Below are 7736 nucleotides of genomic sequence, written 5' to 3'. Positions count from 1 at the left end.
CTGACCTTCACGGGCACCGCCCGCGTGTTCGAGAGCCAGGACGCGGCCGTCGACGGCATCCTCAACGGCAAGGTCACGGCCGGCGAGGTCGTGCTGATCCGCTACGAGGGACCGCGGGGGGGCCCCGGCATGCAGGAGATGCTCTACCCGACGAGCTACCTCAAATCGAAGGGGCTGGGTAAGGCGTGCGCCCTCGTCACCGACGGGCGGTTCTCCGGCGGGTCGTCGGGCCTGTCCATCGGGCACGTCTCCCCCGAGGCGGCCGAGGGCGGCCTGATCGGCCTCGTGCGCGACGGCGACCGGATCGCCATCGACATCCCGAACCGGCGAATCCAGCTCGAGGTCGACCAGGCGGAACTGGATCAGCGGCGCAGCGCCCAGGAGGCTGCGGGCTGGCAGCCGGCGAAGCCGCGCAAGCGCAAGGTCAGCGCGGCGCTGCGCGCCTACGCTCTGCTCACGACGAGCGCGGCGCACGGCGCGGTTCGCCGGGTCTGATCAGCGGAGTTCGAGAACCAGGGCGGTGATGGCGGCCAGCAGCGCCGCCGCTGCCACCGCGAGGCCGGTGAGGCGCGCGCGAAGGGACCCTGTCGTCTCGGCGGGCGGTTCTCTCGCGGGCAGGACGGGCCCGGCATCCGGGATCCGCCCCAGGGCTCGGAGCATCAGCGGCTCGATCGCCGCGTAGCCCGCCGGGCTCAGGTGAAGCCCGTCCGTCCCGTAGTCGGGCCGGAGCCCGCCGGTCTCCGTCGCCAGCACGGCGTGATAGTCGATGAACGTCGCGCCATGCTCGTGGGCATGGTCGCGAAGCCACGCGTTGACCGCCGCGATCATGGCGGGTGCGTCCCGCACCTCCGGGTTCCACGGGATCCCGTCCACCGGCGTCAGCGAGCCGATCCAGGCCTTCAAGCCCAGGGCGCGGGCCTCGTCGAGCATGCCGGCGAGCGTCCGGCAGATCTCCTCGACCGGGACGAAGACGCCCTCGTTGCGGCCGATATCGTTGACACCGCACAGGAGATGCACGCCCCAGGCTTCGGTCTCCGCGAGGTCGCGGGCGAACCGCATGGTGATCCAGCGCGCCGTCTGGCCGGAGCCACCGCGGGGGATGAGGTCGTAAGCCTCGAAGGTGCCGGCTCGATGGAAGCCCCAGAGCTCCGTGATCGAGTCCCCGACGAAGACGATCGGTCCGGCCATGGCTCAGGCAGGCGTCGCCATGCCGATTGTCTCGATCACCTCCGCCTGGAGGCGGTCCGCCATCATCTGGCGCCCCTCCGAGGTCACGTGGACGATGTCGGTGAACAGGGGACGGGTCTCGGCCTCGAACAGCCGGCTCAGATCCCGCGCCGCGAAGACCCGATCGGCCGCGTCCAGTCGCCCGAGGACGCTCTCGAAGCGCTCGTACTGGCGGTCGAGATAGGCGAGGAACGCGCCGGACGCGACGCCGGCCTCCGCGGCCGCGTGCGTCTCCTTGCGGACGACCGTCGGCTGCAGGAGAAACCGCACGGGTGCGCCGATCCCCGGCGCGAGCCGCGCGAGGCGCTTCAGCGCCAGCTCGAACTGCCGCACCACCTCCCATTCCCAGATGTCGGACTGCCAGTTCGTCAGCGCGCGCAGGTTCTCGAGGCGGTCGAAGATCATCGCCTGCAGGCCGTCATACGACAGGGCCTCCGCGTCGTCGGCGGACTTCCTCGGATCGAAGAAGTAATCGTACAGGCTCTCGTTCGCGAAGTGATTGTATGGGATGCCTGCCCGCGGATCGAAGCTCCAGGGCTGGAAGATGTCGGTCGCGCCGCCGACGATCAGGATGACGTCGGGCTGCAGGTCCATCAGCCGCGTCGTGATCAGGGCGATCATCTGGTTCAGGCAGGCCGAGACCGCGCCGAAATTGTACACCCGCGCGCCCGGCCCGTGCGCCTGCTTCAGCCCGGTCTCCAGCCGCCCGGGCACGGTGTCGGCGAAGACCTGGCCGTCGATCAGGGTGCTGTCGCCGACCACGAAGACCCGCAGCGTCTCGGAGGGCGGCCGCGCGTCCGCGTGCGCGTCGTTGCGGTACCCGAGGGCGTCGTAGCGCCATCCCTGACCGGACGCCTCCGTCAGCGGCTTGCCGGCGAAATGCGCGTAGGGTGCGGGAAACCGGCTGTTGGCGTCGAAGTTCTGGAAGCTCTGCAGGAACTTCCGCCGTCGCGCGTCCGCGCTGTCGTCGGGCGGCCGGTGGGCCATGGTCCGTCTCCTCCCCGGGCGGGGACCCGGTGGCTGTGCGATCATCGGTGAACCGAGCGGCGGGGCGGAGGGCCCGCTCAGCTCCGCAGGGTCGCGTGGTTCTCCAGGAACCAGCCGTAGGTCTGGCGCAGGCCGTCCTCGAGGGCGATCTCCGGTTGCCAGCCCATCGCCCGCAGCCGCGACACGTCCATCAGCTTGCGCGGCGTGCCGTCCGGCTTGGTCGCGTCGAACGCCAGTTCGCCCGCGTAGCCGATCACCCGCGCGAGCGCCTCGGCGAGCTGACGGATGGTGCAATCCTCGCCGGTCCCGACGTTGATGTGCGACAGGTCGGGGCGGGTGTTCGCGGCGTAGACCGCGTCGTCCATCTCCATCACGTAGACGCTGGCCCGCGCCATGTCGTCGACGTGCAGGAACTCGCGCATGGCGCGGCCGGTGCCCCAGACCGTGACCTTCGCCAGACCCTCCTGCTTCGCCTCGTGGAAGCGGCGCATCAGCGCCGGCAGCACGTGGGCGTTCTCGGGATGGAAGTTGTCGTTCGGCCCGTAGAGATTGGTCGGCATGACGCTGCGATAGCGGCGCCCGTACTGGCGATTGTAGCTCTCGCACATCTTGATCCCCGCGATCTTGGCGATCGCGTAGGGTTCGTTGGTCGGCTCGAGCAGCCCGGTGAGCAGGGCGTCCTCGCGCATCGGCTGCGGGGCGAGCTTCGGGTAGATGCAGGACGAGCCGAGGAACAGCAGCCGGTCGACATCGTGCGTGTGCGCGGCGTCGATCAGGTTCGACTGGATCAGCAGGTTCTCGTGGATGAACTCGGCCGGGTAGGTGTTGTTGGCGTGGATGCCGCCGACGCGGGCGGCGGCGAGGTAGACCTGATCGATGCGGTTCTCGGCGAAGAAGCGCCGAACCGCCGCCTGATCCAGGAGGTCGAGGGTCCGGCGGTCGGCCGTGAGGATCCGCTCGTGACCGAGCTCACGCAGGCGACGCACGATCGCCGAGCCCACCATCCCTCGATGGCCCGCCACGAAAATGGTCTGACCTCGACCGTCCATCACGCAACCGTTCCCTGCCGAAAGCTCGGAATTCCAAGCCCCTATAGCCCCTTTGCGGCGCGATATCGCCGCGCAAACACGCGTTTTCTGAGGCGGGCCGCGGCGCCCGCGCGGGCGCTCGCGGACAGCGTCACTGTACGGGAAACGACGGATCCAAATACAACCGAAAGTTAGCGTTAATCATTCTACCAGAAGCTGCATCTCGTTCCTGCTCACCGACCAGCGGATGGCAGGGCCGGTTCGGAAACGCCCCCGGCCGCGCAGCAATGGAGTTCCAGATGCGTCCCTTGACCGTCGTCCCGGCTGTGCCGCGGACTGCGATGCTCTCTGCCATCCGTCCGGGCGCCGCCCGCGCGATCCCGATCGCAACCGGCCTCCTCCTCTGCACCGCCCTGGCGACGCCCGCCCGGGCACAGCTCCTCCGCGGCACGCTCGATACAACCACGAATGGCATCCTCGGCACCGGGCTGACCATCGGCACGAGCAGCCCCGGTAGCGGGGTCCTCGGGACTGGCCTCAATGTCGGGACCACGACCGGCGGCAGTGTTCTCGGCACCGGCGTGACGGTGGGCACCACCGCTCCCGGAAGCGGAGTACTCGGAACGGGGCTCAACGTCGGGACCACCGGCGGGGGCGTGCTCGGGACCGGCGTGCTCGTCGGCACGACCGGTCCGGGAGATGGGCTGCTCGGCACCGGGCTCACTCTGGGAACCGCGGGCGGGACCGGGACCGGAGGCTGCGGCACCTGCGGCGGCGGTGGTGGGACTCCCGGAGGCGGTGGTGGGACTGGCGGAGGCGGAACCGGTGGTGGGGGAACCGGAGGCGGCTCCAATCAGGGCATCTACATCATCACCGGCAACGTGACGCAGTCCCAAGGTCAGACTGTCATCAACGAGCTGAGGCTCTCGCAGCTCACCAGCGTCACGGGTGTCGCCGCCAACAACACCAGCAACCAGGCCGCGCCGATCGCCGTCGGCAGCGACGCGCTGGCCGTGGGCTACGGCTCGAGCGCGGCCGGGACCGCCTCGACCGCCGTCGGCACGGGCGCCAGCGCGGCCAACACCGGCAGCGTCGCCCTCGGCTACGCGGCGAGCGCCCAGGGGCTCGGCGGAACGGCGATCGGCACGGCGTCCGCGGCGTCCGGGGCCGGGAGCACCGCCCTGGGCTTCGTCGCCGGCGCGACCGGAACCGGCTCGACCGCCGTCGGTGCGGCCGCCTCGGCGGCCGGCAACAACAGCGTGGCGCTCGGCAACGGGGCGGCCGCCAATCAGGCCAACACGATCGCCATCGGCGCCAACGTGAAGACGACCCAGGCCAATCAAGTGGCGATCGGCAATTCCGCCAACACCTACAGGCTGGCCGGCATTGCCTCGCAGGCGAGCGCCGCCGCGCAGAGCGGAGCGACGGCCTTCGTGACCACGGACGCGAACGGCAACCTCGCGGCCTCGGCCTACGGACCCTCGACGATCGCCGGCCTCGGCAACCGGATCGACTCGGTGCAGGCGCAGGTCAACAACCTGGAAGCCAAGACCGACTCGGTCCAGCGCTACGCGATCCAGACCCGCAAGGAGGCCCGGCAGGGCGTCGCCATGGCGATCGCGATGGCGACCGCACCCATGCCGTCGGCGCCCGGCAAGACGACATGGGCCACCAACGGCGCGACCTACCGGGGCGAATGGGCCGGTGGCCTCGCGGTGGCGCACCGGTTGCCGACCTGCTGCGTCCCGATCGCCGTGACCGCGGGCGTGGCCTACGGCGGCGACAACGCTGTCGGCGTTCGCGCCGGTCTCGCGGGCGAGTTCTGAACGGTCTGCGCACAGATAGGTCGCGCACGTTTCCGGCCTTGCGCGCCGGGAAAGGACCGCGATAGTGTCAACCGATGCTGACACTCGCGGTCGACCACCGGGTTGCGCAAGAGATCGATCGGCGCCCGCACGCCGTCGTGGTCGGCTCGGGCTTCGGCGGTCTCGCCGCGGCGGTCCGGCTGGGCGCCCGCGGCTACCGCGTGACCGTGCTCGAGCGCCTCGCGCAGCCGGGGGGACGCGCCCGCGTCCACCGGCAGGACGGCTTCACCTTCGACGCCGGTCCGACCATCGTCACCGCGCCGCAGCTGTTCGAGGAACTCTGGCATCTCGCCGGTCGCAGGCTCGCCGACGACGTGACGCTAGTTCCGATGGATCCGTTCTACCGGATCCGCTTCGCCGACGGGACGTCCTTCGCCTACAGCGGCGACGTGGACCGGATGCGCGCCGAGGTGGCGCGCTTCGCGCCCGACGATGTCGCGGGCTACGAGCGCTTCATGGCGCACAGCCGCGCCGTGTGCCGGATCGGGTTCGAGCAGCTCGGTCACGTGCCCTTCGGCAGCGTCGGCGCGATGCTGAAGATCGCGCCGGACCTGCTCCGCCTCTCGGGCCACCGCTCGGTACACGACGTGGTGGCGCGCTTCATCCGCGACGAGCGGCTGCGGACGGTGTTCAGCTTCCATCCGCTCCTGATCGGGGGAAACCCGTTCCGGGCCAGCGCCATCTACTGCCTGATCGCCGACCTCGAGCGGCGCTGGGGCGTCCACTTCGCCATGGGCGGTACCGGCCAGCTGGTCGACGGTCTGGTGCGGCTGATCCGGTCGCAGGGCGGTCGCCTGCGCCTCGGCGTCGAGGTCGCGCGCATCCGGGTGGAGGAGGGGGCGGCGACGGGCGTGGACCTGACGAGCGGCGAGACGATCGCCGCCGACGTGGTGGTGTCCAACGCCGACTCGGCCGTGACGCACGCGCGTCTGCTGCCGGAGGCGCAGCGCTGGAGCCCGGGGCGGTTCCAGCGCGCCCGCTCGTCGATGGGGCTGTTCGTCTGGTACTTCGGCACCGCGCGGCGCTACCCGGAGGTGGATCACCACACGATCCTGCTCGGGCCGCGATACCGCGGCCTGCTCGCGGACATCTTCGATCGCAAGGTGCTGGCCGAGGATGCGAGCCTGTACCTGCACCGGCCGACCGCGACCGATCCGAGCCTCGCCCCGCCGGGATGCGACGCCTTCTACGTGCTGGCCCCGGTTCCCAACCTCGCCGGCGGCCAGGATTGGCAGACCCTCGACGAACCGTATCGGCGCCGGATCGCCGCGATGCTGGAGGCGAGCGTGATGCCCGGCCTGTCGGAGGCCATCGTGACCTCGAAGGTGACGACGCCGCTGGATTTCCAGGACGACTTCCTGAGCTACCGCGGATCGGGCTTCGGCCTGGAGCCGGTGCTGACGCAATCGGCCTGGTTCCGTCCGCACAACCGGTCGAGCGCGGTCCGCAATCTCTACCTCGTCGGGGCCGGCACGCATCCGGGTGCGGGCCTCCCCGGGGTGCTCTCCTCCGCCCGCATCCTCGACAGCGTGGTCCCCGATGCCCGCGTTACCGCCTGAATTCGCCGCCGCAGCCGACCGGACCGCCTGCCGGATGGCGATCCGGGCCGGCTCGAAGAGCTTCTTCGCGGCCGGCCGATTGCTGCCGGCGGATATGCGCGAGGCGGCCTACGGCCTCTACGCCTTCTGCCGGCTGTCGGACGACCTCGTCGACGATGCGGCGAGCCCGGCCGAGAGGCGCAGCGCCGTCGCGCGGCTCGAGAGCAGGATCGGCCAAGCCTATGCCGGCCGCCCCGCCGACGCCCCGGCTGACCGCGCCTTCGCGGAGATCGTCACGGCCCACGCGATCCCGGAGGCGCTTCCGCGCGCGCTGATCGAAGGCTTCGCGTGGGATGCCGAGGGCCGGCGCTACGCCGATATCGGGGCGCTCCACGCTTACGCCGCCCGGGTGGCGGGCTCTGTCGGGGCGATGATGGCCCTGATCATGGGTACCCGCGATCCCGACGCGCTCGCCCGCGCCTGCGATCTGGGCGCAGCGATGCAGCTCACCAACATCGCGCGCGACGTCGGCGAGGACGCGCGGATGGGCCGCCTCTACCTGCCGCTGGACTGGATGCGGGAGGCCGGACTCGATCCGGACGCCTTCCTCGCCGATCCGCGGCCGAGCCCGGCGCTGGCCGGAACCGTGGCCCGTCTTCTCGCCGAGGCGGACAACCTCTACGCCCGCGCGGAGGCCGGGATCGCGGTGCTGCCCCGCGGCTGCCGGCCCTCGATCCGGGCGGCGGGGCTGATCTATGCCGAGATCGGCAAGGTCGTGGCGGCGCAAGGCTACGATTCGGTTCGCCACCGCGCCCGCGTCACGACGGGGCGGAAGCTCGCGCTGATCGCCCGCGCGCTCCGCACGCCCGCGGACGCGGCCGGCCTCGGCGCGCCGCCGCTTCCCGAAACGGCGTTCCTGATCGAGGCGGTAACGGCCCAGCCGTTCCTGCCGATGCGCGGGCGACCGCCGCTGCGGCCCTGGTACGACGTCAGCGGCCGGGTCGTGCACGTCCTCGACCTGATCGAGCGGATGCGCGAGCGCGAGGCGTTCGGCCGCTCCGCATCGTCCTGATCGGCGCGGCGGAGGCTCC

Annotated in this window: 6 protein-coding genes and 1 pseudogene; 4 read left to right on the top strand and 3 right to left on the bottom strand. The window is 71.2% G+C overall.

Annotated elements, in window-relative coordinates; genetic code table 11:
* Nucleotides 1-495: pseudogene (locus ACTJK8_RS10215) on the top strand (dihydroxy-acid dehydratase); the annotation flags it as partial.
* Here ACTJK8_RS10215 and ACTJK8_RS10210 read toward each other — a convergent pair.
* The 3 genes from ACTJK8_RS10210 to fcl all read right to left on the bottom strand — a co-directional run bounded on the left by ACTJK8_RS10210 (nucleotide 496) and on the right by fcl (nucleotide 3263).
* The gene (locus ACTJK8_RS10210) at nucleotides 496-1188 is read right to left on the bottom strand and encodes a GDSL-type esterase/lipase family protein (RefSeq protein ID WP_440761866.1); all 693 of its coding nucleotides are present in this window, start codon (nucleotides 1186-1188) and stop codon (nucleotides 496-498) included. It abuts the pseudogene before it with no gap.
* Between the two features lie 3 nt (nucleotides 1189-1191).
* Nucleotides 1192-2214, bottom strand: a complete 1023-nt coding sequence (locus ACTJK8_RS10205; protein ID WP_440761865.1) for an SGNH/GDSL hydrolase family protein — start codon at nucleotides 2212-2214, stop codon at nucleotides 1192-1194.
* Between the two features lie 77 nt (nucleotides 2215-2291).
* Nucleotides 2292-3263, bottom strand: a complete 972-nt coding sequence (gene fcl, locus ACTJK8_RS10200; protein ID WP_116655615.1) for a GDP-L-fucose synthase — start codon at nucleotides 3261-3263, stop codon at nucleotides 2292-2294.
* Nucleotides 3264-3583: 320 nt separating this feature from the next.
* On the opposite strand from fcl, the gene ACTJK8_RS10195 reads away from it, so the two are divergent.
* From ACTJK8_RS10195 to ACTJK8_RS10185, 3 genes are all read left to right on the top strand, one after another.
* Nucleotides 3584-5068, top strand: a complete 1485-nt coding sequence (locus tag ACTJK8_RS10195) for a hypothetical protein (protein ID WP_440761864.1) — start codon at nucleotides 3584-3586, stop codon at nucleotides 5066-5068.
* Nucleotides 5069-5142: 74 nt separating this feature from the next.
* Nucleotides 5143-6666 (top strand): phytoene desaturase, encoded by a 1524-nt coding sequence (locus tag ACTJK8_RS10190; protein ID WP_440761863.1) that lies wholly within the window; start codon nucleotides 5143-5145, stop codon nucleotides 6664-6666.
* Nucleotides 6647-7717, top strand: a complete 1071-nt coding sequence (locus ACTJK8_RS10185; RefSeq protein ID WP_053622167.1) for a phytoene/squalene synthase family protein — start codon at nucleotides 6647-6649, stop codon at nucleotides 7715-7717. The genes ACTJK8_RS10190 and ACTJK8_RS10185 overlap by 20 nt, the downstream gene beginning before the upstream one ends.
* Nucleotides 7718-7736: the final 19 nt, after the last annotated feature.

The sequence above is a fragment of the Methylobacterium sp. 22177 genome (assembly GCF_052045615.1).
GTDB lineage: Bacteria > Pseudomonadota > Alphaproteobacteria > Rhizobiales > Beijerinckiaceae > Methylobacterium > Methylobacterium radiotolerans.
This window is presented reverse-complemented; position numbering and strand designations above follow the sequence as displayed.